This window comes from Pseudomonas sp. PDM03, from assembly GCF_014852385.1.
Lineage (GTDB): Bacteria > Pseudomonadota > Gammaproteobacteria > Pseudomonadales > Pseudomonadaceae > Aquipseudomonas > Aquipseudomonas migulae.
The window spans coordinates 198,391-224,189 of sequence record NZ_JACVBM010000008.1 but is presented as its reverse complement, the minus strand read 5'-3'; the positions used below and the strand labels follow the sequence as shown (position 1 = coordinate 224,189).

Here is a 25,799-nt window from a genome sequence, read left to right as displayed (position 1 = left end):
TCAAAGCTTCCTTTGCAACTTCAACCACTTGCGCTTCCGATCTCTCGTTAGCGGGAGGCGAATTCTACAGCGTTACTCGCTGCTGTCAACACCTCTTTTTCTCCGCTTTCGACCGAGAAGATCGAACCGTCAAAAGAGCCACACAACACCGCTCTTTCAACTCCTTCTGGGCTTCGATGAACTGAAGCAACTCGCTGCCGAAAACTGCGTAACTCTTTGTTTACCAAGGAGTTTTCCGTTTCGACTGCGCCGGAAGTGGGGCGAATTATAGACTTCCAGAATCTGCCGTCAACCCCTAATTTAGCCTTTCTATCAATAACTTGCAGAAAGCCTGAAAACAGCGAGCTTTCCTCTATATAGAAGAGCAAAACCACGCCCTCTATATAGAAGGACTCCTCAAAGCACTCCAGCGTCCTTTAATGCAGTCACCGCACAAGCGTCCAGACCCAACACCCGCTGCAGCACCGCCATCGTATGCTCGCCCAGCAAAGGAGGCGCATTGCGGTACTCCACCGGCGTCTCGGACAGACGAATCGGGCTCGCCACCTGCGGCACCATCCCTGCCAAGGCGTGAGGCAGCTCAATCGCCAAACCGCGCGCCTTTACCTGAGGGTCGGCAAACACCTGAGCCAGATCATTGATCGGACCACACGGCACGCCTGCCCGCTCCAACTGCGACACCCACTCAGCAGTGGTCTTGAACACCGTAGCCTGGCGAATCAACGGAATCAGCACCGCACGGTTCGCCACCCGCAGCTTGTTGGTGGCAAAGCGCGGATCATCCGCCCACTGCGACTGCCCGGCCACTTCCGCAAACTTGCGGAACTGCCCGTCATTACCCACGGTGAGGATGAAATCGCCATCTGCTGTAGGAAAGTCCTGATACGGCACGATGTTCGGATGTGCATTACCCAGGCGCTTCGGCGCATTGCCTGTCGTCAGGTAGTTCATCGCCTGGTTAGCCAGACACGCAACCTGGACATCCAGCAACGCCATATCGATATGTTGGCCGCCACCGTCATGATCCCGATGCGCAAGCGCCGCGAGAATTGCCACAGTCGAGTAAAGCCCGGTCAAAATGTCCGTCAGCGCCACGCCGACTTTCACCGGCCCGGCACCATCATCACCTTCTGGTCGCCCCGTCAGACTCATCAGGCCGCCCAAGCCCTGGATCATGAAGTCATAACCCGCGCGCTTGGCGTAAGGACCCGTCTGACCAAATCCGGTGATCGAGCAGTAGATCAGATTCGGATTGGCCTCCTTGAGTGATTCATAGTCCAGCCCATAAGCCGCCAGACCACCGACCTTGAAGTTCTCGATCAAGATGTCTGACTTCGCCGCCAGCTCACGCACCAACTTCTGCCCCTCCGGACGAGTGAAGTCGATGGTCACTGATTGCTTGTTACGATTGGCCGACAAGTAATAGGCGGCCTCGCTGGTGTTCTCGCCATAGGCGTCCTTCAGAAAAGGAGGCCCCCAGGCGCGCGTGTCATCGCCATTGCCCGGACGCTCGACCTTGATCACCTCGGCGCCAAGGTCCGCCAGTATCTGACCGGACCAGGGCCCGGCCAGCACCCGCGACAAATCCAGTACCCGTAGATGCGAAAGCGCGCCCATGGCCGTTCTCCTATTAATAGAACGCCTGGAGGCCGGTCTGCGCACGACCAAGGATCAGCGCGTGGACGTCATGCGTACCTTCATAGGTATTCACCACTTCCAGGTTGACCAGGTGGCGCGCCACGCCGAATTCATCGGAGATACCGTTACCACCCAACATGTCACGCGCCATACGAGCAATGTCCAGGGACTTGCCGCAAGAGTTGCGCTTCATCATCGACGTGATTTCGACCGCAGCGGTGCCTTCATCTTTCATACGACCCAGACGCAGGCAGCCTTGCAGAGCCAAGGTGATTTCGGTCTGCATGTCAGCCAGTTTCTTCTGGATCAATTGAGTAGCAGCCAATGGACGACCGAACTGCTGACGATCCAGGGTGTATTGGCGAGCGGTGTGCCAGCAGAACTCGGCCGCGCCCAGCGCGCCCCAGGAAATGCCATAACGTGCCGAGTTCAGGCAAGTAAACGGGCCTTTCAAACCACGGACGTCAGGGAAGATGTTCTCTTCAGGGACAAACACGTTATCCATGACGATCTCACCGGTGATGGATGCACGCAGCCCCACTTTGCCGTGAATGGCCGGCGCGCTCAGGCCTTTCCAGCCTTTTTCCAGAACGAAGCCACGGATGTCGCCCTCGTCGTCCTTGCCCCAGACCACGAATACATCGGCGATCGGGCTGTTGGTGATCCACATCTTGCTGCCGGTCAGGCTGTAGCCGCCTTCCACTTTGCGTGCACGGGTAATCATCGCGCCCGGGTCGGAACCGTGGTTAGGCTCGGTCAGACCGAAACAGCCAATCCACTCGCCCGAGGCCAGTTTCGGCAGATACTTCTGCTTCTGGGCCTCAGTACCGAATTCATTGATCGGCACCATCACCAAAGAGGACTGCACGCTCATCATCGAGCGATAACCCGAATCGACGCGCTCAACTTCACGAGCAATCAGACCGTAGCTGACATAGTTCAGACCGCTGCCGCCATATTGCTCAGGGATGGTTGCACCCAGCAGGCCGACTTCACCCATTTCACGGAAGATCGCCGGGTCGGTCTTTTCATGACGGAAAGCTTCAAGAACACGTGGCGCGAGCTTCTGCTGAGCGAATTGCTCGGCAGTGTCGCGGATCATGCGCTCTTCTTCGGTGAGCTGTTGATCCAGCAGCAGGGGATCGATCCAGTTGAAGCTAGCTTTACCGCCCATGAGTGTGTCCTCTCGAATCGGGTCAAATAACGTGGACTGATCCTAGGCCGGGTTTGGCGTTACCACAAACGAGGATTTTGCATACTGTTGTGCTAATTTCTCACTCCGAAACATCGCGAAGCAGTTTTTTGTACGATGTATTAGTGAGGTTGACGTACATGCGCAGGAAGATCCCCAGCACAACCGCCCTGGTCAGCTTCGAAGCAGCGGCACGCCACGAGAGCTTTACCAAGGCAGCCCAGGAACTTTCCCTCACTCAAGGAGCGATCTGCCGACAGATCGCCAGCCTTGAGGAGTTCTTGAGTGTGGAATTGTTCCGACGCTCGCGACGTGGAGTGAAGCTGACTGAAGCCGGACTTTCCTACAGTCGTCGGGTAGCAACGCAGCTGGACGCCGTAGAGCGCGACACCCTGTCAGTGATGGGCCAGCAGGGTACCAACGTGATTGAACTGGCGGTCGTACCAACCTTCGGCACCCAGTGGCTGCTGCCAAGACTCAAGGACTTCCAGCAAAAACATCCCGAAGTGACGGTCAATCTCACTAACCGCACACGCCCGTTCCTGTTTGCCGACACAGACTTCGATGCCGCCATTTACTTTGGCGATGCGGACTGGTCAGGCACTGAATCCCACAGGCTGATGGGCGAAAATCCCATGCCTGTGTGCAGCCCCAACCTACTGGGCAAAAGGACAAGCCTCACACCCGCTGAAATCGCCGAACTGCCCTTGCTGCAACAGACCACCCGCCCCTATGCCTGGCGCCAATGGTTCAACTCACAAAACCTTAATATCCCGCGCGACATGACAGGGCCGCGCTACGAGCTATTCTCCATGCTTGCCCAAGCGGCGATGCATGACATGGGGATCGCCTTGATCCCGCCGTTCCTGATTCAGCGCGAACTGGCGGAGAAGCGGCTGGTGATTGCCAACGCTCAGGCGCTGTCCAGCATCAAGGCGTATTACCTGATGATTCCTGATCGAAAGGTCGAATCTGCGTCTTTGAAGGCCTTTCGCGACTGGCTGGTAAATCAGGCACAAAGCTACAGCCTAGAAGGATAAAGGCTCTGCGCAATTAACTGACCCCGTAGTCAATAAACTGAAAGCCCTACAGATATAAGTATTTGTCGCATATTCGCAGACTGTACCTAGAAGCTGTACAAACGTCCCACAAGCGCCTGAAAACGTGGCCTTGAGCCGCTATTCGATGGCAATAACACTGCATTCACCGTACCGATGTGTAATTTCTTGAATTTTGGCGAAAAACCTTACAAGGCACGGCCTGCAAGGGATTGAAGCGGTTGGTTGCGACATTCGGTCACGGGGTGACTTGTAGTTAATTTTCCGTCACCCGTCATAATCCCTTGAAGGGCACAAAGTTCGCCTGCAAAATGCCGCGCCCCGCCCTGATTTGGCGGGATCGTGCTGATCGGCCGCCCCAGCCGCACCATCCGAAGTGCCTGGGTTTACTCAATAAGATCACGCAGGAGATTTGACGTGCACATTGGTGTTCCTCTCGAAACCCAGACGGGTGAAACACGGGTTGCTGCAACCCCGGAAACCATCAAGAAGCTGATCGGCCAGGGTCATAAGGTCACTGTGCAAAGCGGCGCCGGCATTAACGCCAGCGTTGTCGACAGTGCTTATGAAGCGGCAGGCGCAACCATTGGCAGCGCCAACGATGCGTTTGGTGCCGAGCTGATTCTCAAGGTGGTCGCACCCAGCGACAGCGAACTCGCTCTGATCAAGAGCGGCACCGTTGTGGTGGGCATGCTCAACCCGTTCAGCAATGAAACCATCGCCAAGCTGGCCGAGTGCGGCATTACCGCGTTTGCGCTGGAAGCCGCGCCACGCACCTCCCGCGCCCAGAGCCTGGATGTGCTGTCTTCGCAAGCCAACATCGCCGGCTATAAAGCCGTGTTGCTGGCCGCTCACCATTACCCTCGCTTCATGCCGATGCTGATGACCGCTGCGGGCACCGTGAAAGCGGCGCGCGTGCTGATTCTTGGCGCCGGGGTAGCCGGTTTGCAGGCGATCGCTACGGCGAAACGCCTGGGTGCGGTGATCGAAGCATCTGATGTGCGACCTGCGGTTAAAGAGCAGATCGAATCCCTCGGTGCCAAGTTCGTCGACGTGCCTTATGAGACCGATGAAGAGCGCGAATGCGCCGTCGGGGTCGGCGGTTACGCACGTCCAATGCCGGCGAGCTGGATGCAGCGTCAGGCCCTGGCCGTGCACGAGCGCGCCAAGCAGGCTGACATTGTCATCACCACGGCACTGATTCCGGGCCGCAAGGCACCGACGCTGTTGAGCGCGGAAACCGTGGCGCAGATGAAGCCAGGCTCGGTGGTCATCGACCTCGCCGCAGCCCAGGGCGGCAACTGCCCGCTGACCGTGGCCGATCAGGTTGTGGTCGAGAATGGCGTGACCATTTGCGGACCTACCAATCTGGCCGGCGCAGTCGCGGCAGACGCTTCGGCCCTGTACGCACGCAACCTGCTGGACTTCCTGAAGCTGGTCTTCAACAAAGAAGGCCAGTTCGAAGTGAACCTAGAAGACGACATCGTCGCCGCGTGCCTGATGTGCCGCGACGGCCAAGTCATCCGCAAAAACGCCTAAGCAGGGATTCAGACGATGGAAGAGCTTATCTCCCCCGGTATCTACAACCTGATCATCTTCGTGCTGGCGATTTATGTCGGTTATCACGTGGTCTGGAACGTTACACCTGCGCTGCACACGCCGTTGATGGCGGTCACCAACGCCATTTCGGCGATCGTGATCGTCGGCGCCATGCTCGCCGCGGCGCTGACCGTTACGCCACTGGGCAAAACCATGGGCACACTGGCCGTGGCCCTGGCGGCAGTGAACGTATTCGGTGGCTTCCTGGTGACCCGCAGGATGCTTGAGATGTTCAAGAAAAAAGCCCCGAAAGCCGTAAAAGAAGAGGCGCCTAAGTAATGAGCATGAACCTCGTAACGACGCTCTACTTGATCGCGTCCATCTGCTTCATCCAGGCCCTGAAAGGCCTGTCGCACCCGACCACGTCGCGTCGCGGCAATCTGTACGGCATGCTCGGCATGGCGTTGGCGATCCTCACCACCGTAGGCCTCATCTATAAGCTGGGCGCTGAGCTGGCCACCGCCGGTATCGGTTACGTCATCGTCGGCCTGCTGGTCGGCGGCACCGCCGGCTCGATCATGGCCAAGCGCGTTGAAATGACCAAGATGCCGGAACTGGTCGCCTTCATGCACAGCATGATCGGTATGGCCGCGGTGTTCATCGCGATCGCCGCTGTTGTTGAGCCGCAATCGCTGGGCATCGTCAAGCAATTGGGTGATTCGATTCCTGCGGGCAACCGTCTGGAGCTGTTCCTGGGTGCTGCCATCGGTGCAATCACCTTCTCCGGTTCGGTGATCGCGTTCGGCAAGCTCTCGGGCAAGTACAAGTTCCGCCTGTTCCAGGGTGCACCGGTACAGTTCGGTGGCCAGCACAAGCTGAACCTGTTGTTGGGTCTGGCGACACTGGCGCTGGGCATCACCTTCATGCTGACCGGCAATCTCAGTGCCTTCGCGCTGATGCTGGTGCTGGCCTTCGTGATGGGCGTCCTGATCATCATCCCGATTGGCGGCGCGGACATGCCGGTTGTGGTGTCGATGCTTAACAGCTACTCCGGTTGGGCAGCAGCGGGTATCGGCTTCTCGCTGAACAACTCGATGCTGATCATCGCGGGCTCGCTGGTGGGTTCGTCCGGTGCGATCCTCTCGTACATCATGTGCAAGGCGATGAACCGCTCCTTCTTTAATGTACTGCTCGGTGGTTTCGGCAATACGGCCGATGCCGGCCCGGCTGGCGCCAAGGAAGCCCGCCCGGTGAAATCCGGTTCGGCCGACGACGCGACCTTCCTGCTGACCAACGCCGATACCGTGATCATCGTTCCAGGCTACGGCCTGGCGGTAGCACGAGCACAGCACGCACTGAAAGAGCTGACCGAGAAGCTGACCCATCGTGGCGTGACCGTGAAATACGCGATCCACCCTGTGGCGGGCCGTATGCCTGGCCACATGAACGTACTGCTGGCCGAGGCTGAAGTGCCTTACGACCAGGTGTTCGAGATGGAAGACATCAACTCCGAGTTCGGTCAGGCCGACGTGGTGCTGGTGCTCGGCGCCAACGACGTGGTCAACCCGGCGGCGAAGAACGATCCGAAATCGCCGATTGCCGGGATGCCGATTCTCGAAGCGTTCAAGGCCAAGACGATCATCGTCAACAAGCGTTCGATGGCCAGCGGTTATGCCGGCCTGGACAACGAACTGTTCTACCTCGACAAAACCATGATGGTTTTCGGCGACGCCAAGAAAGTCATCGAAGACATGGTCAAAGCTGTCGAATAAAAACTGCTCCAGCGCAATACCCAAAACCTCAGCCTTTAGTAGGCTGGGGTTTTTTTATTCCCCGTGAAACCCGACCAAAGGCTCTAAATCAGGGGTCTGCATTCGACCATGGTAGCGGGAGGATTTTTTTTGAAATCACTAGACTGCACACCTTGCTTCCGTTGCCCGAGATAACAATCCATGTACCGTGATCGTATTCGCTTGCCTTCGTTGTTGGATAAGGTGATGAGCGCCGCTGACGCTGCCGCTCTGATTGAGGACGGCATGACCGTCGGCATGAGTGGTTTTACGCGCGCCGGCGAAGCCAAAGCCGTGCCTCATGCATTGGCCGAACGCGCCAAAGTCACCCCACTGAAAATCACGCTGATGACCGGCGCCAGCCTGGGCAACGACCTTGATAAACAGCTCACCGAAGCCGGCGTCCTGTCGCGACGCATGCCGTTCCAGGTCGACAGCACATTGCGCAAGGCGATCAACGCCGGCGAAGTGATGTTTATTGACCAGCATCTTTCAGAAACCGTGGAATCGCTGCGCAACCAGCAGCTGAAACTGCCGGACATCGCCGTCATCGAGGCCGTGGCGATCACTGAGCAAGGCCACATCGTGCCGACCACTTCGGTGGGTAACTCGGCCAGCTTCGCGATTTTCGCCAAACAGGTGATCGTCGAGATCAACCTGGCGCACAACCCGAACCTCGAGGGTTTGCACGACATCTATATCCCGACGTATCGCCCGACCCGCACGCCGATTCCGCTGGTGAAGGTCGACGATCGCATTGGCAGCACCGCCATTCCGATCCCGCCTGAAAAGATCGTCGCAATCGTCATCACCAATCAGTCCGACTCGCCGTCGACGGTGCTGCCACCAGACGTTGATACTCAGGCCATTGCCGACCACCTGATCGACTTCTTCAAGCAGGAAGTGGCGGCTGGGCGCATGACCAACAAGCTCGGCCCATTGCAGGCCGGCATCGGCACCATTGCCAACTCGGTGATGTGCGGACTGATCGATTCTCCGTTCGAAGACCTGACCATGTATTCCGAGGTGCTGCAGGACTCGACCTTCGACCTGATCGACGCTGGCAAGCTGAGTTTTGCATCCGGTAGTTCGATCACCTTGTCGAGCCGCCGCAACGCTGATGTGTTCGGCAACCTGGAGCGTTACAAGGACAAACTGGTCCTGCGTCCGCAGGAAATCTCCAACCACCCGGAAGTGGTGCGCCGCCTTGGGATCATCGGCATCAACACTGCGTTGGAGTTCGACCTGTACGGCAACGTCAACTCTACCCACGTCTGCGGCACGCGAATGATGAACGGCATCGGTGGCTCGGGCGACTTCGCGCGTAACGCGCACCTGGCGATCTTCGTGACCAAGTCGATTGCCAAGGGCGGTGCGATCTCCAGCGTGGTGCCGATGGTCAGCCACGTCGATCACACGGAACATGACGTCGACATCCTCGTGACCGAGGTCGGCCTGGCGGACTTGCGTGGGCTGGCACCGCGGGAGCGGGCTCGCGTCATCATCGATAACTGCGTACACCCGGACTATCGCCAGGCGCTGGATGACTACTTCACCGCCGCTTGCGCCATCGGCGGGCACACGCCGCATATCCTGCGTGACGCCCTGAGCTGGCACATCAACCTGGAAGAAACCGGTCGAATGCTGGCGGTGTAATTGATACAGATAGCCGCTGTCGCAAACACAGTTTCGACAGCGGACTATTGCCAAGCAGAAATGTGTTTAAAACTGTACTGCTGTACTGGTCTTTTCCTACCGTAATGACCTACCTTTTCGACCTGAATCACCAAAAACGCACCATATCAGTGCCGATAGGTACAGTTGCCTCAATTTAGACCAGTACACCACCCTTTAACAGTTAACTGGTCCCTCACAATACAGGTGAACTGTATCTAGAGAGACTGGCCAAACGAGAGGATCATTGGCATCAGTTAAACCACTACCTAATCCCGCCACAAGCGGAAGGATGAAAACCATGGAACGTACACTCAGTTCCGATCTGTTCTTCGAAGACACCGCTGCAAAAACCCAGGCTTCCATGCCTCTGCGCGTTATCGCCAACCTGATGCTGTGGCAGCGCCGCATCTCCAGCCGCCACCAACTGGCTCGCCTGGATTCGCGTCTGCTGGCTGACGCCGGGATTAGCGAAGCACAACGCTACGAAGAGCTGAGCAAGCCGTTCTGGCGCTAAGTTAGCGTCGCTGGCTCTGATCTTTAAGGTCAACCGCCAGCACCCGAATTGAACAAACAAGACCCGTCGTGGGAAACCACGACGGGTTTTGTCGTTTTGGGGTGATGAAATCCTCAAAACAATAAGTACACTCAACTACAGGTACAGTTTGATGTTATTTAAAACTGAACCAGTACAATTTCAAGCGTGTGTGTCTGTCTTGGCGAACCGGGCGGGATCATCATGAAATCCCGACCTGCCAGCAAAAGGACTTCACCATGGATCATCCACTGGATCTCCCCGCGACCACTTCGCAATCCAAGCCTCGGTTTACCTGGCTTGGAAGATTGTTCAGAGGCCTCGCCAGCAGCCTCGAAAGAGCCAGAACCCGGCGTTTACTGGCGCAACTCGACGGCAGGCAGCTGTCTGACCTGGGCATCAGTCATTCAGATTGTGTCAAGGAATTGGATAAGCCGTTCTGGCGCTGATGTCCGCCTGAACAGACGGGGCTGTGCGAATCGACACCTACAGGCCTAATATCAAGCCAGAACGTGGCGATGACTGCGCGACAGGCGTCTGACTCAACAGACACCGCGCCACATCTCAATCGGTTTACCAAAAGGAGTTACACCATGTCCCGTCTTCGTCTGCTCAGCGCTGCAGCCCTGCTTGCCGTGGCTGCCAATTCCCACGCCACCAGCTTCATCGTGACCACCGATGCCGTCGTCGGTGCGCTCAAGGCTACGTCCGATGCCACTTCCGATGTCACCTCGTCCTTTCGCGATGACAAGATCGTACGCGCAGCCCGTGACGACGCCGCCAGCTTCGTCGCCAGCGAAGGCGCCATTCGCGGCGTGAAACTGGAAAGCGCACTCGACCACATTCGCCACCAGGCCCCTCAACTGAACGCGACTGACGCACAGCTGGCTCAGGCCATCCTGACGATCTAACCAGGCGTCATCCATATCCGGGACACGCCCGACGTGTCCCGATGTTTCGGCGCTGGCTCTAAACCGGGCGTTGCGCTAGCCTTGGGACTCGCTTTCAACTGTCGAGTCTCATGCGTTTTCTTACCTGTCTGTTGATCACTCCGGTTCTAATGGCGGCCAGTTGTGCAGGCCAGGCCCATGCCTTCGACCTGACGACGCAAGGCGTCGTAGCGACGGGCTACGCCACAAGCATGGTGACCTCCGCACCCTTCGACCGTAAGCTTCTGCTCGCCGCCAGGGATGACGCCGCTTCATTTATCGCCAGTGACGGCCAACTGCGAGGCGCACAACTGGAGTCGGCCCTGACTTACCTGCGCCAGACCCAGCCAAAACTTCATGCAAGCGACCTTGAACTGGCACGCTCTATTCTCGTCCAATAGTTATCCTCGTTCCTCCGGAGTCGTTCCATGCGTAGCCCGCTGATTGTCGCCACCCTTGGCCTGCTGCTGTTGGCCGATGTAACCCAGGCGCACACCCTGGTTGCCACCAGCAACATCCTCATCAACGCCACTCGCCGGACCCTTGATTTCACTTCCGATACCACGACGTCCATCCGCGACGCGAAAATCGTTCGAGAAGCCCATGACGATGCCGCCAGTTTCGTCGCCAGTGATGGTGATATCCGAGGCGCGCACCTGGAAGCAGCGCTCAACCTATTGCGCACCCGCGTGCCGGAAGCTCGGGACGCCAGTGATCAGGTCATCGCCGAAGCCATCCTCGCACTGTGAGGTCGCTAAATGCCTGGCTTCTGACGGGGGCCATGTTGCTGCTCGGCAACACGGCTCAGGCCGGGCTGCAATTAAAGCTCAAGACCGAAGGCCTGAGCCCCGCGCAACAGCAGGCCAGCCAGGCACTGCTTGATGAAGCCATGCAGGCGTTGCCGCCGCGGTTCATTGAGCAGCTCGACCGACGCATTGATGTTGGCTGGACCAATGACATGCCGAGCAATGCCTACGGCCAGGCATCGCTGGTGTCCGAACTCGACCTGAACCGCAACCTGCTCGCCAGCCTCACCGACGGCAGCGCCGCAACCAAGAAGACTTATCGCCCCCACGGCACCGTGCGCAGGGAAATGCTGGCCACGGTGCTGCACGAACTCACCCACATCTATGACCGCTCGCGTTTTTGGCCAGCCGCCGAACGCACGCTGATCCAGCGCTGCACCCGGCGCACCAACAGTTCCGGCCTGATCGGTATCCCGGATGAATGCCGTGGCCAGTCCGACCGACGCTTTACCCTCAGCGATGACCCGCGCCTGCTCGACCTCGCAGGCTGGCCGCAATACGTGGGTCGTCGCGGCGAGCGCGAACAGTACAACCGCCAGATCGCCCGCAGCCCGGACATCTACGAGACCAGCAGCCCCAAAGAGTTCGTCGCGGTGAACATGGAGTACTTCCTCCTCGACCCGAGCTATGCCTGTCGCCGCCCTGCGCTCTACCGCTACTACAAAGAACATTTCGGCTGGGCTCCCGCCGCCAAAGACACCTGCGGCAAATCGTTCGCCTTCCTCAATGCCGGTAACGACTTCGCCAAACAGCCTTTGGGCCAGGTCGATCCGGAACGGGTGTATGCCGTGGATTATCTGTTGGCCGAAGCCAACCAGAACTGGGTCAGCCGCTGGGGCCACAGCATGTTGCGCCTGGTGATCTGTGCTCCCGGCCGGCCACGGGGGCCGGATTGCCGGCTGGATCTGGATCAGCACCTGGTGTTGTCCTACCGCGCCTTCGTCGGTGATGTACAGCTGTCGAGCTGGGATGGATTGGTCGGCAAATACCCGTCGCGCCTGTTCGTCCTGCCACTGGCCCAGGTCATCGATGAGTACACCAAAACCGAATTGCGCAGCCTCGCCTCGGTGCCGCTGAACCTGTCGCGCAACGAGATCGAAGACGTGGTGGAACACGCCGCCGAGATGCACTGGAGCTACGACGGCAATTACTTCTTCCTGTCCAACAACTGCGCGGTAGAAGGCCTGAAGTTGCTGCGCAGCGGCACCAACAACGCAAAGCTGGTCGGGCTGGACAACATCATGCCCAACGGCTTGCTGGAAGTGCTCAAGGGTCGTGGCCTGGCGGATACCAGCGTGCTGGACGATCCTCGCGAAGCGCTGCGGCTTGGCTATCGCTTCGACTCTTTCCGCGATCGCTATCAAGCGATGTTCGAGGTGCTGAAAAAGCACCTGCCGATCAAACAGGACAAGGTCGAAGACTGGCTGGCCTTAACGGCTGAGGAGCGTCGTCAATGGATTGATCAGGCTGACCTGCGCACCAGCGCGGCTTTGCTGCTACTGGAGCAGGCAGCGTTCCGACAACAACTGGTGCTGGCCCAGGACGAAGTGAAGCAACGCTATCTCGGTGCCCGGGAATTACAGAACGGCGGTATGGACAAGGCCAATGCGACGTTGAAGCAGATTCTCGCCAACAGCGGCTTCCTCAGTCGTCCGGCGGAACTGCTCGGTACCGGCGGTTATGGCTTGCCGCAACCCAGCGAGTGGCAACGCCTGGAATCGGAAAGCAGCCTGAGGCAAAAGCAGCTCCAGGCGCTGACCGGCGACCTGGACAAGGAAGTGAGAGCGTTGCTCGACCCGAGTCGTGCGGCGGAGATGGCTGCCAACGAAGCCAACCTGAAGCAGGTTGGCGAGCATTTGCGTAAATTGCACAAAGCAGCGGGCGGATTGGAATTGCCTTGAAGCGGATGCATAAACCCCTGTAGGAGCTGGCTTGCCAGCGAAGAGCTCAAGAGCGCCGCGTTTAGCCAGATCAAACGCGCCATCTCGACGACCATCGCTGGCAAGCCAGCTCCTACAGGGAGGTGCGTCGCCTACAACACCCCTTCCAGAATTTCATAGACGATCCCGGTGCCCACGGCGATCAGCACAATGTCGCCCCCCGCACGGCGCCATTCGTAACCCTGGTAATACGGCAGCCGACTCAGCGCGCGATTATCCAGGCGCTCACCGTAATAACCGTGCGGCAACGGCCGACCACGCTCCAGATGAATGCCTGGAGGTGGCGGCGCACCCCGTACGAAGTAGCCATGATTGTCATGAATCGTCTGGCGCACCGGACCAAAGTCCCGTGGCGGAGGGCCACCGCGATGGTTGTCCTGCGGGCCGCGATGGTCATCGCCACGGTTATCGTAATGGCCCTGTTGCTGACCGCCGCGGTCATGATCGTCGCGCTGATCGGCGCTCGCGTGCAGCAACGGGGTGGCACTGAGCATCAGCACACCCAGGCTGGCAATCAGACGTTTCGGCATTTTCATCGGGTCTTTCCTCACGGCACACACAGCAAAAAGGGCTTCAGAACGTAGTCCTGAAGCCCTCGGTCTTGCTGTTTAGTCTGTACCGCGAGGCTCTAATTCCTCTGTATCAGGAACTTTACCTTCAGCTGACGCGGGCCTGACGCACGCCATCGGCCAGCGCCGCGCAAAGGCTCAGTACGCCATCGACCGCCTGATCCGGCGTCGAGGCGTTGGCGATGTGATCGATCAACGCCGAACCCACCACCACACCGTCGGCCAGACGCGCGATGGACGCTGCTTGCTCCGGTGTACGAATACCGAAACCGATGCTGATCGGCAGATCAGTGTGGCGGCGCAGACGGGCCACCGCTTCTTCAACGTGCTCCAGCGTCGCTGCGCCGGCACCGGTCACACCGGCCACAGACACGTAGTAAACGAAACCGGAGCTGCCGTTCAAGACCGTCGGCAAACGCACATCATCGGTCGTCGGGGTAGTCAGGCGGATGAAGTCCAGACCGGCAGCCTGGGCCGGGTCGCACAGTTCGCCGTTGTGCTCGGGCGGCAGGTCGACAACGATCAGGCCATCCACGCCGGCCTCTTTGGCATCGGCGATGAAGCGCGGTACGCCGTACATGTGGATCGGGTTGAAGTAACCCATCAGCACCAGCGGCGTATCGCTGTTGCCTTCGCGGAACTCGCGAACCATTTGCAGGGTTTTCGCCAGGTTCTGTTTGGCGCCCAAGGCGCGGATGTTGGCCAGCTGGATCGCCGGGCCGTCAGCCATTGGGTCGGTGAAAGGCATGCCCAACTCGATCACGTCGGCGCCAGCACCCGGCAAACCTTTGAGGATCGCCAGGGAAGTGTCATAGCTCGGGTCGCCGGCGGTGACGAAGGTCACCAGGGCGGCGCGGTTTTGTTCCTTGAGTTCGGCAAAACGCGTTTGCAGGCGGCTCATCAGTGTTTCTCCTGCTGGGACTGCACTTGTTGAGAGTTTTCCATGTGGTGCATCACGGTCTGCATGTCTTTGTCGCCGCGACCGGACAGGTTGACCACCATCAGGTGATCTTTCGGCAGGGTCGGTGCGCGTTTGAACACTTCGGCCAAGGCATGGGCGCTTTCCAACGCAGGAATAATCCCTTCCAGGCGGCAGCACTTGTGGAACGCGTCGAGGGCTTCGTCGTCGGTCACCGAGGTGTATTGAACGCGACCGATGTCATGCAACCAGGCGTGTTCAGGGCCGATGCCTGGATAGTCGAGGCCGGCGGAGATCGAGTGGGCGTCGATGATCTGGCCGTCGTCATCCTGCAGCAGGAAGGTCCGGTTGCCGTGCAACACGCCCGGTACGCCGCCATTCAGGCTGGCCGCGTGCTTGCCGGTCTCAATGCCGTAACCGGCCGCTTCGACACCAATGATTTCGACGCTCTTGTCGTCAAGGAACGGGTGGAACAGGCCCATGGCGTTGGAGCCACCGCCGATGCACGCCACCAGGCTGTCGGGCAGACGGCCTTCCTGGGCTTGCAGTTGATCGCGGGTTTCCTTGCCGATGACGGCCTGGAAGTCGCGAACCATTGCAGGGTAAGGGTGCGGACCGGCCACGGTGCCGATCAGGTAGAAGGTGCTGTCGACGTTGGTCACCCAGTCACGCAGCGCTTCGTTCATTGCGTCTTTCAGGGTGCCGGTGCCGGCCACGACCGGGATCACCTCGGCGCCCAGCAGTTTCATGCGGAACACGTTGGCTTGCTGACGCTCAATGTCGGTGGTGCCCATGTAGATCACGCAGTCGAGGCCAAAACGCGCAGCCACGGTGGCCGTCGCAACGCCGTGCATGCCGGCGCCGGTCTCGGCGATGATGCGTTTTTTGCCCATGCGCCGCGCCAGCAGGATCTGGCCGATGCAGTTGTTGATCTTGTGCGCGCCGGTGTGGTTCAGCTCTTCACGCTTGAGATAAATCTTCGCGCCGCCACAGAACTCGGTCAGGCGTTCAGCGAAATAGAGTGGGCTTGGACGTCCGACATAGTCGCGCTGGAAGTAGGCCAATTCTTCTTTGAATGCCGGATCTTCCTTGGCCGCTTCGTACTCGCGGGCCAGATCGAGGATCAACGGCATCAGGGTTTCGGCGACGTAGCGGCCGCCGAACGAGCCAAACAGGCCGTTGGCGTCGGGGCCGTTGCGCAGATTAGTCTGGGTCATGGGTCGCTCCGGTTGAATGGGTGAGTTGAAGCTTTTGAAAAGAGAGTGGGCTTAACTCTACCCCTGACGCCTCAGGCTGAAAACCGATAAGATCGCCGCAACCTGTCAGGAAAACTCACAGATCCCATGAGCCACGACCTTCCCCCGCTGAACGCGCTTCGCGCCTTCGAAGCCACTGCCCGCCTGAACAGCGTCAGCCAGGCCGCCGAACAGCTGCACGTCACCCATGGTGCAGTCAGCCGGCAATTGAAAGTGCTCGAAGAGCATCTCGGGGTGAGTCTGTTCATCAAGGAGGGTCGCGGCCTTAAACTCACAGATGCCGGCGTACGATTGCGCGATGCCAGCGCTGAAGCCTTTGAGCGCCTGCGCACGGTCTGCGCCGAGCTGACCCAAAGCACCGCCGACGCGCCATTCGTGCTCGGCTGTTCAGGCAGTCTGCTGGCGCGCTGGTTTATTCCGCGTTTGGGTCGGTTGAATGCTGATCTACCGGACCTGCGCCTGCACTTGTCCGCCGGAGAAGGCGATCTCGATCCCCGTCGTCCGGGGCTGGACGCCTTGCTGGTGTTCGCCGAGCCGCCATGGCCTGCGGACATGCAGGTTTACGAATTGGCCAGCGAACGCATCGGCCCGGTCATGAGCCCACGCTTCGCCGATTACGAACTGCTTCAACAGGCGCCAGCAAGCGCGCTGTTGAAGCAGCCGTTGCTGCACACCACTTCCCGTCCGCAGGCCTGGCCAAGCTGGGCGCAGCAAAGCGGCCTCGACGCCAAAGCGTTGAAGTACGGGCAGGGCTTCGAGCATTTGTATTATTTGCTGGAGGCGGCAGTGGCTGGTCTCGGTGTCGCGATTGCCCCTGAACCTTTAGTCGCCGAGGACTTGAAGGCAGGTCGCCTGGTTGCGCCGTGGGGTTTCAGCGAAACCCCGGCGCAACTGGCGTTGTGGCTACCCAAGCGCGCCGCGGACGGGCGCGCTCGGCAACTGGCGCAGTGGCTCAAAAACGAACTTCGCCAAACGGATCAGTCACCGCGTTTGCACAGCAAGTAAGCCGCAAGCAGACCCAATGCCCCCACCGCGACACCGGCTGTAGTCCAAGGGTGTTCCTGGGCGTAGTCCCGAGTGGCGATCCCGGTTTCACGGGTTTTGACTTTGACTTCTTCGTACGCATCGCTGAGCAAATGTCGCGAATGCTTGAGGGCGCTCTCGGCATTGGCTTTCAGCGCCTTGAGGGTTTTACGCGACTCGTCCGAGGCGTCGTCCTTCAGGTTCTCCAAAGACTTCAACAGACTCTCGATCTCGGCTTCCATGCTTTGCAATGAGGCTTTACGTAAAGAGGTATTGGCCATGGTGGCTCTCCTGCATTGATGATGAGTGGCGTGTGTTGGTTGGGACTTCAGAGGTTCAAGAAAGTGCAGTAAATCTGAACTTCTGCCTCTTGAAGGCCGGCAGAAGTAATACGAAAAATCACTGCTAGGCTGTATTTCACACCCTGAGGAGAACGCCCATGACTGACCATCACACTTACAAGAAAGTCGAACTTGTCGGCTCATCCACCAGCAGCATTGAAGACGCCATCAACAACGCGCTGGCCGAAGCCAGTAAAAGTCTGAAGTACATGGAATGGTTCGAAGTGACCGAAACCCGCGGGCACATCAAGGATGGCAAGGCAGCGCACTTCCAGGTGACGCTCAAGGTCGGGTTCCGGATTGCCAGCAGCTAAGATTGAGCTAGTCTTCTGAACTTGCGCGCTGGCCGAGTGCCATAGGGAATGGCAAAGCGCTACATGAGTGCATCCGGCTGAAGGCTGGATGCTCCCTTTGATCCGACCAGGGAATGCGACCGATGAAGAAGTTTATGTTGGCGGTAGGTTTGTTGAGCCTTGCGGGCGCGGCGTTTGCTGACGGCAAGCCATGCGAAGAGCTGAAAGCCGAAATCGCAGCGAAGCTGGATGCCAAAGGCGTTGCAGGCTATTCGCTGGAAATCGTGGATAAGGGCACTGCTGCTGGCGGAAAAGTCGTCGGCACCTGTGAGAAAGGCGCCAAGGAAATCGTCTACAAACGGTAGGCCGATTCCATCGTTAAACGAAAAAGCCGACGCAATGGCGTCGGCTTTTTTATGCACGCTGTTTAAGCGTCAGCCCTTCATGACTTGCGCCAGCAGCTCATAGGAATGCACGCGATCGGCATGTTCATACAGGTCGCAGGTAAAAATCAGCTCGTCTGCCTGGGTCTGCTCGATCAATACGTCCAGCTTGGCGCGGATTTTCTGCGGGCTGCCCACCATCGCCAGTCCCAGGAAATCATGCACCGCGTCTTTCTCATGGGGCAGCCACAGGCCATCCATGGTTTTCACCGGCGGACGCTGGACCAGGCTTTGCCCACGCATCAACGCGAGGATGCGCTGGTAAACCGATGTCGCCAGATACTCGGCCTGCTCGTCGGTGTCAGCCGCTACCAGCGGAACGCCAAGCATCACGTAGGGCTTGTCCAGTACCGCTGAAGGCTTGAAGTGATTGCGATAGACGCGAATCGCCTCATGCATGAAGCGCGGTGCGAAATGGGAAGCGAACGCGTAGGGCAAACCGCGCTCACCTGCCAGTTGTGCACTGAACAGGCTCGACCCCAACAACCAGACCGGAACGTTGGTGCCGGTGCCCGGCATGGCGATGATTCGCTGGTCTGGCGTGCGTGGACCGAGGTAGCGCACCAGCTCTGCCACATCTTCGGGGAAATCGTCGGCACTGCCGGAACGCTCACGGCGCAAGGCACGCGCCGTCATTTGATCGGAACCGGGTGCACGGCCCAGGCCCAGGTCGATCCGGCCCGGATACAGGCTTTCGAGGGTGCCGAATTGCTCGGCGATCACCAATGGCGCGTGGTTGGGCAGCATCACGCCACCCGAGCCGACCCGTATGGTCGACGTGCCGCCGGCCAGATAGCCCAGCAACACCGAGGTCGCGGAGCTGGCGATGCCGTCCATGTTGTGATGCTCGGCCACCCAGAAGCGGTTGTAGCCAAATTTTTCGACGTGCTGCGCCAGGTCCAGGGAATTGCGCAGCGACTGGGCCGCGCTGCCGTTCTCGCGCACGGGCACCAGATCAAGGGTCGAGAACTTGATATCGGACAGTCGTTTCATAAGCCTGCTTCTCCAGTTGAGGTCGCAGGTTTTTTCTTGCAAACGAAAACCTGCCGAATCCATAAGCGTGCTTCATCAATGAGGGCATATACCCGAGTTTCAATAGCCGAGACAAAAAAACCTACGAAAACGGTAGGACTAATGAATTCAGATGAACTTTGCACCGCCGTCTATCCTCAGAACCCTGGCAACCGAAAACCACGAAGGCGCGACGCTTCGCGCCGGATCTTGAGGAGGCAGACATGGCTATTACCAAAAAAGCATCGGCGCACTGGGAAGGTGACCTGAAAACCGGCATCGGCTCGATTTCCACCGAAACCGGTGTTCTCAGAGAAGCGCCCTACGGCTTCAAGGCACGTTTCGAAGGCGGTAAAGGCACCAATCCGGAAGAGCTGATCGGCGCGGCCCACGCCGGTTGTTTCTCCATGGCTTTTTCGATGATTCTCGGCGACGCCGGTCTCAAGGCTGACAGCATCGATACGAATGCCGAGGTCACGCTGGACCAGGTGGACGGCGGGTTTGCGATCACTGCGGTGAAGTTGATTCTGAAGGCGAAAATCCCTGGAGCGACCCAGGCGCAGTTCGAGGAACTGAGCAATAAAGCCAAAGAAGGCTGCCCAGTGTCCAAAGTGCTGAACGCGAAAATCAGCCTGGACGCGACGCTGGTCTAGACCCGTCTTATCGGGCAAAAAAAATCGCAGCCTTCGACAGGCTGCGATTTTTTTGCGCTGAAACAAAACCCGGCTGGCGTCCCTGTGGTCGAATAAATGACAGCAGTGAAAACGCATCAACCTGCGTGCTGCCTCAAAGGAGCTTCAACCATGAAACGTTTTGCCCTGGCGATTATCTGCAGTGTACTGGCCACTTCGGCACTCGCTGCGCCCAAGGATTGCGAAGAACTCAAGAATGAGATCGAAGTGAAGATTCAGGCGAATGCCGTGCCCTCCTACACGCTGGAAATCGTGTCGAAGGAAGAGGCCGCCCAGCATGACGCCGCGATGGTCGTCGGCACTTGCGACAACGGCACCAAAGCCATCATTTACCAGAAGAACGACAGTTGATCCGCCTCACATGAGGCAATAGGACTCTCGGTCTTCAGCGACGATTTCCCGCTTGGCGTTGTACAAACGAGCGCCGGGAGTAAACGCTATCGAACGGCCTTCCAGCACATAACGCTGGCCTGCTTCGAAATGATCGTAGTTGATGGTCAGGTAGCACAACCGTTCCGTGGGACCGCTCATCACACCAAAGCCCCCGCCACCGGGCACTTCAAAGTCGAATCGAACGACCAGCTCATGGCTGCCGGGCGTCACCTGGAAGAAACGCCCGTCGCGCAGTCGCTGCTTGTCCAGTCGTTCCGCCATCAGCAACTTATCGTTCGGGAATGGCGTAGAAAACTCGACCCAAGCCATCTGAGGATTGACCGCCGGTAACGGGCTCTGGCAACCGGCAAAGGCGCTTGCCGCGAGCAATAGCAATAACCTGCGCATGATGAATGTCCCGAGGATTGGACATTCAGCATAACGCCGATCAGGTCCGTTGACAGCCTGCCGGAGTGCCTTGGCCTATCACTTTTCGTTGTTGGTCATAGAGCTTGGCCCACGGCCGAAAACCGATATTCCCTGCTTGCAGCTGATATTTCTCACCCGCGTTGAAATTGTTGAATTTCACATTCAGTTGGCAATCGCGCCATAGCGGCTCGGCGTCCGGCCCGATGTTGCTCGGCTCGACCGGGAACAGATAACGCACCGTCAACTCATGACTGCCGGGCTGGACCTCGAAGTAGCGCTTGTCGGTGGAGGCCTTGTCATCGACTTCCAGCGCTTGCAATGCGGTGTCTTCCTGCGGTGTATCGAGATCGATCCACGCTTGAGACGGATCATGGTGGGGTAATCCGAATCCTGCACAGCCTGTCAGCAACAACAGGCCTCCCGTCAGCATCATCTTGCGCATAGCGGAGCTCCAGTCAGGCGGGATAGTCTTGCGGGAAGACTCTCCAGGGATGATTTTATTTTGATCAGGCCGCTTCCAAGCCTTGGGTTACTTGATCGCGTTTTGCGTGTTTTGTTTCCGGGTGTGTTGTTTTTGTTGCTCAACGGTTGCGCCAGCGTCAGCTATTACAGCCAATTAGCCAGTGGCCAGCTGCAATTGCTGCGGGCTCGGGAGCCGGTTGCCGATGTGATTGCCGACTCCACCCGCGATCAAAAGCTGCGTGCGCATCTGGCCCAGTCGCAAAAGGCCCGGGCGTTTGCCAGCCAGCAACTGCATCTGCCGGATAACCAGAGCTACCGTTTGTACGCCGACATTGGCCGACCGTTCGTAGTCTGGAACGTGTTCGCCACGCCGGAATTTTCCCTTACGCCGCAAAACCACTGCTTTCCCGTCGCCGGTTGCGTCGCCTACCGCGGCTATTACAACCAGAGCGCGGCCCGTGGTGAGGCGGCGTTGCTGCGACTGCAAGGTATGGACGTGTCGATCGGCGGCGTCGAGGCCTATTCGACGCTCGGCTGGTTCAACGATCCGATTATCAGTTCGATGATGGGTTGGGGCGATGAACGGTTGGCAACGTTGATCTTCCATGAACTGGCGCATCAGCGCTTTTATGTGAAGGACGACACGGAGTTCAACGAGTCTTTCGCCACGTTCGTTGAACAGGAAGGCACTCGGCAGTGGCGTGCCCATCGCGGGTTGGCGCCGGACAACGGCGCCCAGGCGCAGCGGCGTGACCAGTTCATTCAGCTGGTTCTGGATACGCGCTCGCGACTGGAAAAACTCTATGCCCTGCCGCTGCCAACCGAGCAGATGAGGCAACGCAAAGCCGCTGAGTTCGAGCGGCTACGAGCCGAATACCGGCAGATACGCGACAGCCAGTGGGCTGGAGATAAACGCTATGACGCGTGGATCAATGCGCCGATGAACAATGCGCGGTTGTTGCCGTTCGGTTTGTACGATCAGTGGGTGCCGGCGTTTGCGGCGTTGTTCCGGCAAACGGGTGGGGATTGGGTGAAGTTTTATGCGGCGGTGGAGAAGCTTGGTGCTTTGGAGGTTACTGAGCGCAAGGCGGCATTGAAGGCGTTGGCGGAATCATAAAACTTCGGAGATTGAACGGCCCTCATCGCGAGCAGGCTCGCTCCCACAGGGGTTTTGTGTCAGACACAGATCCGGTGTGGGAGCGAGACCGGCTTGCCGGCGATGGCGATTGAACTACCCCCGCAAAAACGCCTGATGCATCTCATCCAGCGTTTCAAAATGATAGGTCGGCGCTTCAGCGCTCAGCTCTTCGCGACTGCCAAAACCATAACCCACCGCTGCCGCATCCAGCCCATTGCTGCGCGCGCCGATCAGGTCGTGTTTGCGGTCGCCGATCATCAAGGTGTTGGCTGGGTCCAGGTTTTCTTCGGCCATCAGGTGGGCGATCAACTCGACTTTGTTGGTCCGCGTGCCATCCAGCTCGCTGCCGTAAATCACCTTGAAGTGTTTGGCAAAGTCGAAGTGCCGGGCGATTTCCCGGGCGAAGATCCACGGTTTGGAGGTCGCGATGTATAGCTGACGCCCTTGCCCGCCGAGGGTTTCGAGCAGCGGCGTGACGCCATCGAACACGCGGTTTTCGTACAGGCCGGTGACCTTGAAGCGCTCGCGATAGAAATTCACCGCCTCCCACGCCTTGGGCTCGTCGAAGTCGTAGAACTGCATGAACGCCTGCAACAACGGCGGGCCGATGAAGTGTTCAAGCTTGGTCAGGTCGGGTTCTTCGATGCCGAGTTTGCTCAGGGCGAACTGGATCGAACGGGTGATGCCCTCGCGCGGGTCGGTCAGGGTGCCATCGAGGTCGAACAAAACGGTTTGGTAATGCATGTTGAATCCTGAATAAGGGCGCCGGGTCAGAGCTGATCGTAGCCTTCGGCCAGATGCAGGTCCTTGAGCTTCACGTAATTCGCCGCGCTGTAGGTGAAAAAGGCTTTTTCCTTGTCCGTCAGCGGGCGGATCTGTTTCACCGGACTCCCCACATACAGAAAACCACTGTCCAGGCGTTTGCCCGGTGGCACCAGGCTACCGGCGCCGATGATCACATCATCCGCGACCACCGCCCCGTCCATGACGATGCTGCCCATGCCGATCAATACGCGGTTGCCCACGCTGCATCCATGGAGCATGACTTTGTGCGCGATGGTCACGTCGTCGCCGATCAGCAACGGAAAGCCATCGGGGTTGAACGGCCCGGCGTGGGTGATGTGCAGCACACAGCCGTCCTGCACGCTGGTGCGTGCACCGATGCGGATGCGGTGCATGTCGCCGCGGATCACCGTCAGCGGCCAAACGGAGCTGTCATCGCCGATTTCGACGTCGCCGATCACCACCGCCGAACTGTCGACAAAAGCGCCTTTGCCCAGCAGCGGCGTGTGGTTCTGATACTTGCGAAGGGTCACGATAGGGTTTCTCTCTGTTGCCGATAGCTGCGGTGAGCGTCGATTGTAATTAAGATGGCCGCATGTTTCTTCCAGCCAAGGTGCCAAACGTGAGCGTGAACAACCCTCTTTTGCAGTCCTACGACCTGCCGCCGTTCTCGGCGATCCGGGCCGAACACGTGCAACCGGCCATTGAACAGATCCTGGCTGACAACCGCGCCGCGATTATCGAGATCCTCAAAACCCAGGGCAAACAACCGACCTGGGCCGGCCTGGTGCTGGCGATGGACGAACTCAACGATCGCCTCGGCGCTGCCTGGAGCCCGGTCAGCCACCTGAACGCCGTGTGCAACAGCCCCGAGTTGCGCGAAGCCTACGAGTCCTGCCTGCCAGCGCTCAGCGCCTACTCCACCGAGCTGGGCCAGAACCGCGAACTGTTCGAGGCCTTCGAAGCCTTGGCCAACAGCCCTGAAGCCGCCGGTTTCGACGTCGCGCAGAAAACTATCCTGGAACACTCCCTGCGTGACTTCCGCCTGTCGGGTATTGACCTGCCAGAAGCCGAGCAGAAGCGTTACGCCGAAGTACAAAGCAAGCTCTCCGAACTGGGCAGCCGCTTCTCCAACCAACTGCTCGACGCGACTCAAGCCTGGACCAAGCACGTTACCGACGAAGCCGCCCTCGCCGGCCTGACCGATTCGGCCAAGGCACAAATGGCTGCGGCTGCGCAGGCCAAAGATCTGGAAGGCTTCCTGATCACCCTGGAATTCCCGAGCTACTACGCGGTGATGACCTACGCCCAGGACCGTGCCCTGCGCGAAGAAGTCTACGCCGCCTACTGCACCCGTGCGTCGGACCAAGGCCCGAATGCCGGCCAGAACGATAACGGGCCGGTGATGGAAGAAATCCTCGACCTGCGTCAGGAGCTGGCAAAACTGCTGGGTTTCGCCAGTTTCTCGGAGCTGAGCCTGGCCACCAAGATGGCCGAATCCAGCGATCAGGTGCTGAGCTTCCTGCGCGATCTGGCCAAGCGCAGCAAGCCGTTCGCCGCTCAGGATCTGGAACAGCTCAAGGCTTACGCCGCCGAACAAGGCTGCCCGGACCTGCAAAGTTGGGACAGCGGTTTCTACGGTGAAAAACTCCGCGAACAACGTTACAGCGTTGCCCAGGAAGCCCTGCGCGCTTACTTCCCGATCGACAAAGTGCTGGGCGGTCTGTTCGCCATCGTTCAACGTCTGTACGGCATCGAGATCGCCGAACAGAAAGGCTTCGACACCTGGCACCCGGACGTTCGCCTGTTCGAGATCAAGGAAAACGGCCAGCACGTCGGCCGCTTCTTCTTTGACCTCTACGCCCGCGCCAACAAGCGCGGCGGCGCGTGGATGGACGGCGCCCGCGACCGTCGTCGCACGGCTGAGGGCGTGCTGCAAAGCCCGGTGGCCAACCTGGTGTGCAACTTCACCCCGGCCGACAGCGGCAAACCGGCGCTGCTGACCCACGACGAAGTGACCACCCTGTTCCACGAATTCGGTCACGGCCTGCATCACCTGCTGACCCGCGTCGAACACGCCGGTGTATCCGGCATCAACGGCGTGGCGTGGGACGCGGTCGAGCTGCCAAGCCAGTTCATGGAAAACTGGTGCTGGGAGCCGGAAGGCCTGGCGCTGATTTCCGGTCACTACGAAACCGGTGAGCCGCTGCCGCAGGATCTGCTGGGCAAGATGCTCGCCGCGAAGAACTTCCAGTCCGGCCTGATGATGGTGCGTCAACTCGAGTTCTCGCTGTTCGACTTCGAACTGCACGCCACCCACGGCGATGGCCGCAGCGTGCTGCAAGTGCTCGAAGGCATACGCGACGAGGTCTCGGTCATGCGCCCGCCGGCTTACAACCGCTTCCCGAACAGCTTTGCGCACATTTTCGCTGGCGGTTATGCGGCGGGTTACTACAGCTACAAATGGGCTGAAGTACTCTCGGCAGACGCCTTCTCGAAATTCGAAGAGGACGGTGTGCTCAACGCCGAAACCGGTCGCGCCTTCCGCGAAGCGATCCTCGCGCGCGGTGGTTCGCAGGAGCCGATGGTGCTGTTCGTCGACTTCCGTGGCCGTGCCCCGTCGATTGACGCACTCTTGCGCCACAGCGGCCTGAGTGAGGACGCAGCAGCATGAGCGAGGGGCCTGTGAAAACGAAAAAACGCTTTATCGCCGGGGCGGTCTGCCCGGCCTGCAGCGAGCCGGACAAGTTGATGATGTGGAGCGAAGACGATGTCCCGCATCGCGAATGCGTGGGCTGCGGGTATTCCGACACACTCAATGAACAAGGCCTGTCCGTGCCCAAGGAATTGGGCACACGGGTCAACACATCGGCGCTGAAGGCGCCGGACGCCAAGGTTCAGGCCGTGCAGTTTTTCCCGAACCCGAAGCTGAAGAAAAAGCCTGACGAACACTGAGTGCAGCAATGA

General features: G+C 58.9%; 30 protein-coding genes. 19 read left to right on the top strand and 11 right to left on the bottom strand.

Annotated features, from left to right (window positions below):
- Window positions 1-396 precede the first annotated feature (396 nt).
- The gene (locus IB254_RS14640; protein WP_192417876.1) at window positions 397-1,617 is read right to left on the bottom strand and encodes a CaiB/BaiF CoA transferase family protein; all 1,221 of its coding nucleotides are present in this window, start codon (window positions 1,615-1,617) and stop codon (window positions 397-399) included.
- 13 nt (window positions 1,618-1,630) lie between these two features.
- Complete coding sequence (locus IB254_RS14635) at window positions 1,631-2,812, bottom strand: acyl-CoA dehydrogenase (protein ID WP_008027768.1); 1,182 nt, start codon at window positions 2,810-2,812, stop codon at window positions 1,631-1,633.
- A gap of 158 nt (window positions 2,813-2,970) precedes the next feature.
- Between IB254_RS14635 and IB254_RS14630 the strand changes: the two genes are divergently transcribed.
- From IB254_RS14630 to IB254_RS14580, 11 genes are all read left to right on the top strand, one after another.
- A complete protein-coding gene (locus IB254_RS14630; protein WP_192417875.1) occupies window positions 2,971-3,870 on the top strand; it encodes a LysR family transcriptional regulator in 900 nt (299 codons plus the stop codon).
- A gap of 435 nt (window positions 3,871-4,305) precedes the next feature.
- Window positions 4,306-5,427, top strand: a complete 1,122-nt coding sequence (locus tag IB254_RS14625; protein WP_008027764.1) for a Re/Si-specific NAD(P)(+) transhydrogenase subunit alpha — start codon at window positions 4,306-4,308, stop codon at window positions 5,425-5,427.
- Window positions 5,428-5,442: 15 nt separating this feature from the next.
- The gene (locus tag IB254_RS14620; protein ID WP_003187010.1) at window positions 5,443-5,766 is read left to right on the top strand and encodes an NAD(P) transhydrogenase subunit alpha; all 324 of its coding nucleotides are present in this window, start codon (window positions 5,443-5,445) and stop codon (window positions 5,764-5,766) included.
- Complete coding sequence (locus IB254_RS14615; RefSeq protein WP_192417874.1) at window positions 5,766-7,199, top strand: NAD(P)(+) transhydrogenase (Re/Si-specific) subunit beta; 1,434 nt, start codon at window positions 5,766-5,768, stop codon at window positions 7,197-7,199. The genes IB254_RS14620 and IB254_RS14615 overlap by 1 nt, the downstream gene beginning before the upstream one ends.
- A gap of 180 nt (window positions 7,200-7,379) precedes the next feature.
- Window positions 7,380-8,873 (top strand): acetyl-CoA hydrolase/transferase family protein, encoded by a 1,494-nt coding sequence (locus IB254_RS14610; RefSeq protein WP_192417873.1) that lies wholly within the window; start codon window positions 7,380-7,382, stop codon window positions 8,871-8,873.
- Window positions 8,874-9,192: 319 nt separating this feature from the next.
- A complete protein-coding gene (locus tag IB254_RS14605; protein WP_007947887.1) occupies window positions 9,193-9,408 on the top strand; it encodes a DUF1127 domain-containing protein in 216 nt (71 codons plus the stop codon).
- Window positions 9,409-9,665: 257 nt separating this feature from the next.
- Window positions 9,666-9,875 (top strand): DUF1127 domain-containing protein, encoded by a 210-nt coding sequence (locus tag IB254_RS14600; protein WP_192417872.1) that lies wholly within the window; start codon window positions 9,666-9,668, stop codon window positions 9,873-9,875.
- A 144-nt stretch (window positions 9,876-10,019) separates the two neighbouring features.
- Window positions 10,020-10,337: a DUF2388 domain-containing protein gene (locus tag IB254_RS14595; protein ID WP_008044656.1), complete on the top strand. Its 318-nt coding sequence runs from the start codon at window positions 10,020-10,022 to the stop codon at window positions 10,335-10,337.
- Window positions 10,338-10,447: 110 nt separating this feature from the next.
- A complete protein-coding gene (locus IB254_RS14590; protein ID WP_192417871.1) occupies window positions 10,448-10,756 on the top strand; it encodes a DUF2388 domain-containing protein in 309 nt (102 codons plus the stop codon).
- A gap of 27 nt (window positions 10,757-10,783) precedes the next feature.
- The gene (locus tag IB254_RS14585) at window positions 10,784-11,104 is read left to right on the top strand and encodes a DUF2388 domain-containing protein (protein WP_008027752.1); all 321 of its coding nucleotides are present in this window, start codon (window positions 10,784-10,786) and stop codon (window positions 11,102-11,104) included.
- On the top strand, window positions 11,101-13,062 hold the full coding sequence (locus tag IB254_RS14580) for a DUF4105 domain-containing protein (RefSeq protein WP_192417870.1): 1,962 nt from the start codon (window positions 11,101-11,103) through the stop codon (window positions 13,060-13,062). The genes IB254_RS14585 and IB254_RS14580 overlap by 4 nt, the downstream gene beginning before the upstream one ends.
- Window positions 13,063-13,193: 131 nt before the next feature.
- On the opposite strand, the gene IB254_RS14575 is transcribed toward IB254_RS14580, so the two are convergent.
- The 3 genes from IB254_RS14575 to trpB all read right to left on the bottom strand — a co-directional run bounded on the left by IB254_RS14575 (window position 13,194) and on the right by trpB (window position 15,806).
- The gene (locus tag IB254_RS14575; protein ID WP_008027748.1) at window positions 13,194-13,637 is read right to left on the bottom strand and encodes an anti-virulence regulator CigR family protein; all 444 of its coding nucleotides are present in this window, start codon (window positions 13,635-13,637) and stop codon (window positions 13,194-13,196) included.
- Window positions 13,638-13,758: 121 nt separating this feature from the next.
- Window positions 13,759-14,571, bottom strand: a complete 813-nt coding sequence (trpA, locus tag IB254_RS14570; RefSeq protein ID WP_008027744.1) for a tryptophan synthase subunit alpha — start codon at window positions 14,569-14,571, stop codon at window positions 13,759-13,761.
- Window positions 14,571-15,806, bottom strand: coding sequence for a tryptophan synthase subunit beta (trpB, locus tag IB254_RS14565; RefSeq protein WP_008027742.1), 1,236 nt, complete (start codon window positions 15,804-15,806; stop codon window positions 14,571-14,573). The genes trpA and trpB overlap by 1 nt, the downstream gene beginning before the upstream one ends.
- A gap of 126 nt (window positions 15,807-15,932) precedes the next feature.
- Between trpB and IB254_RS14560 the strand changes: the two genes are divergently transcribed.
- Entirely contained in the window at window positions 15,933-16,850 is a 918-nt protein-coding gene (locus tag IB254_RS14560) for a LysR family transcriptional regulator (RefSeq protein WP_192417869.1), read from the top strand.
- On the opposite strand, the gene IB254_RS14555 is transcribed toward IB254_RS14560, so the two are convergent.
- Window positions 16,823-17,149 carry a DUF883 family protein gene (locus IB254_RS14555; protein ID WP_008027738.1) on the bottom strand — a complete coding sequence of 109 codons (327 nt, stop codon included), beginning with the start codon at window positions 17,147-17,149 and terminating at the stop codon, window positions 16,823-16,825. The genes IB254_RS14560 and IB254_RS14555 overlap by 28 nt on opposite strands.
- A 158-nt stretch (window positions 17,150-17,307) precedes the next feature.
- Between IB254_RS14555 and IB254_RS14550 the strand changes: the two genes are divergently transcribed.
- Together IB254_RS14550 and IB254_RS14545 are read left to right on the top strand one after the other, a co-directional pair.
- Window positions 17,308-17,523: a dodecin gene (locus tag IB254_RS14550; RefSeq protein ID WP_008027736.1), complete on the top strand. Its 216-nt coding sequence runs from the start codon at window positions 17,308-17,310 to the stop codon at window positions 17,521-17,523.
- 122 nt (window positions 17,524-17,645) lie between these two features.
- Window positions 17,646-17,867 (top strand): DUF1161 domain-containing protein, encoded by a 222-nt coding sequence (locus IB254_RS14545; protein WP_192417868.1) that lies wholly within the window; start codon window positions 17,646-17,648, stop codon window positions 17,865-17,867.
- A 69-nt stretch (window positions 17,868-17,936) separates the two neighbouring features.
- On the opposite strand, the gene IB254_RS14540 is transcribed toward IB254_RS14545, so the two are convergent.
- Window positions 17,937-18,938, bottom strand: a complete 1,002-nt coding sequence (locus IB254_RS14540) for an LLM class flavin-dependent oxidoreductase (RefSeq protein ID WP_008027732.1) — start codon at window positions 18,936-18,938, stop codon at window positions 17,937-17,939.
- A gap of 242 nt (window positions 18,939-19,180) precedes the next feature.
- Between IB254_RS14540 and IB254_RS14535 the strand changes: the two genes are divergently transcribed.
- A complete protein-coding gene (locus tag IB254_RS14535) occupies window positions 19,181-19,609 on the top strand; it encodes an OsmC family protein (protein ID WP_150630724.1) in 429 nt (142 codons plus the stop codon).
- A 150-nt stretch (window positions 19,610-19,759) separates the two neighbouring features.
- Window positions 19,760-19,999, top strand: a complete 240-nt coding sequence (locus IB254_RS14530; protein WP_008044665.1) for a DUF1161 domain-containing protein — start codon at window positions 19,760-19,762, stop codon at window positions 19,997-19,999.
- Between the two features lie 6 nt (window positions 20,000-20,005).
- Here IB254_RS14530 and IB254_RS14525 read toward each other — a convergent pair whose 3' ends face one another.
- Both IB254_RS14525 and IB254_RS14520 read right to left on the bottom strand, forming a co-directional pair.
- Window positions 20,006-20,428, bottom strand: a complete 423-nt coding sequence (locus tag IB254_RS14525) for a hypothetical protein (protein ID WP_008027726.1) — start codon at window positions 20,426-20,428, stop codon at window positions 20,006-20,008.
- Window positions 20,429-20,468: 40 nt separating this feature from the next.
- Window positions 20,469-20,891: a hypothetical protein gene (locus tag IB254_RS14520; protein ID WP_192417867.1), complete on the bottom strand. Its 423-nt coding sequence runs from the start codon at window positions 20,889-20,891 to the stop codon at window positions 20,469-20,471.
- 60 nt (window positions 20,892-20,951) lie between these two features.
- Here IB254_RS14520 and IB254_RS14515 point away from each other — a divergent pair, with 60 nt between their 5' ends.
- On the top strand, window positions 20,952-22,028 hold the full coding sequence (locus tag IB254_RS14515) for an aminopeptidase (protein ID WP_192417866.1): 1,077 nt from the start codon (window positions 20,952-20,954) through the stop codon (window positions 22,026-22,028).
- 114 nt (window positions 22,029-22,142) lie between these two features.
- Here IB254_RS14515 and IB254_RS14510 read toward each other — a convergent pair whose 3' ends face one another.
- A complete protein-coding gene (locus IB254_RS14510) occupies window positions 22,143-22,793 on the bottom strand; it encodes an HAD family hydrolase (RefSeq protein ID WP_192417865.1) in 651 nt (216 codons plus the stop codon).
- 26 nt (window positions 22,794-22,819) lie between these two features.
- Complete coding sequence (locus IB254_RS14505; protein WP_008027715.1) at window positions 22,820-23,365, bottom strand: gamma carbonic anhydrase family protein; 546 nt, start codon at window positions 23,363-23,365, stop codon at window positions 22,820-22,822.
- 89 nt (window positions 23,366-23,454) lie between these two features.
- Here IB254_RS14505 and prlC point away from each other — a divergent pair, with 89 nt between their 5' ends.
- Together prlC and IB254_RS14495 are read left to right on the top strand one after the other, a co-directional pair.
- Entirely contained in the window at window positions 23,455-25,506 is a 2,052-nt protein-coding gene (prlC, locus tag IB254_RS14500; RefSeq protein ID WP_008044677.1) for an oligopeptidase A, read from the top strand.
- The gene (locus tag IB254_RS14495) at window positions 25,503-25,787 is read left to right on the top strand and encodes a YheV family putative zinc ribbon protein (RefSeq protein WP_008027712.1); all 285 of its coding nucleotides are present in this window, start codon (window positions 25,503-25,505) and stop codon (window positions 25,785-25,787) included. Before prlC ends, IB254_RS14495 begins: the two co-directional genes overlap by 4 nt.
- Window positions 25,788-25,799 lie beyond the last annotated feature (12 nt).